1 protein-coding gene is annotated in these 1,046 nt (G+C 65.1%); it reads right to left on the bottom strand.

Annotated features, from left to right (window positions below):
* Window positions 1–1,021: PQQ-dependent dehydrogenase, methanol/ethanol family (locus tag MKK70_RS09795; protein WP_409568259.1), on the bottom strand; the 1,021-nt coding region annotated here is incomplete at its 3' end.
* Window positions 1,022–1,046: the final 25 nt, after the last annotated feature.

The following is a 1,046-nucleotide window of genomic DNA, read 5'->3' as shown; positions in this document are numbered from 1 at the left end:
CGAACTTCTCGGCGACGAGGAGCTCGCCGGTGGCGCGGTTGAGGGTGTAGCCGAAGCCGTTGCGGTCGAAGTGGGTCAGCAGCGGGGTCTCCTTGCCGCCGACCTTCTGATCCGTGAGGATCATCTCGTTGATGCCGTCGTAGTCCCACTCGTCGTGGGGGGTCATCTGGTAGACCCACTTGGCCACGCCCGTGTCGGGGTTACGCGCCCAGATGGTCATCGACCAGCGGTTGTCGCCCGGACGCTGCTTGGGGTTCCAGGTCGAGGGGTTGCCCGAGCCGTAGTACATCAGGTCGAGCTTGGGGTCGTAGGAGAACCAGCCCCAGGTGCAGCCGCCGCCGGTCTTCCACTGGTCGCCTTCCCAGGTCTTGGTCGACGAGTCCTTGCCCACCGGCTTGCCGAGGTAGGTGGTCTTCTCCGGGTCGACCAGCATCTGGTCGTCCGGGCCGATCGAGTAGCCGCGCCAGACCTTCTTGCCGGTCTTGGCGTCGTAGGCGGTCACGTGGCACTGCACGCCGAACTCGCCGCCCGAGATGCCGACGATGATCTTGTCCTTCACCGGCAGGACCGTGGCGGTGTTGGTCTCGCCCTTCTTGGGGTCGCCGTTCACCACCGACCAGTTCACCTTGCCGGTCTTGGCGTCGAGCGACACCACCGTGGTGTCGGCCTGGTGCAGGATGATCGCGTTGTCCGAGTAGGCCAGGCCGCGGTTGACCGTGTCGCAGCACATCACCGGGATCACCGACGGGTCCTGCTTGGGCTCGTACTTCCACACGATCTTGGCCTCGTGGTCGAGGTCGAGCGCGTAGACGATGTTCGGGAACGGCGTGTGGACGTACATCATGTTGCCGACGACGAGCGGCGAGCCCTCGTGGCCGCGCAGAACGCCCGTCGAGAAGGTCCAGGCCACCTGGAGGTTCTTGACGTTGCCCGCGTTGATCTGGTCGAGCTTCGAATAGCGCGTGTTGGCGTAGTCGACCGTCTGCAGCACCTGCTCGGCCGGGTTCGCCAGATGCTTCATCAGATCGTCGTTCGCGATCGCCGGG

It is taken from the genome of Methylobacterium sp. E-041, assembly GCF_022829665.1.
Taxonomy (GTDB): domain Bacteria; phylum Pseudomonadota; class Alphaproteobacteria; order Rhizobiales; family Beijerinckiaceae; genus Methylobacterium.
The sequence above is the reverse complement of the archived record's forward strand: the minus strand, read 5'-3'. Positions and strand labels throughout refer to the sequence as shown.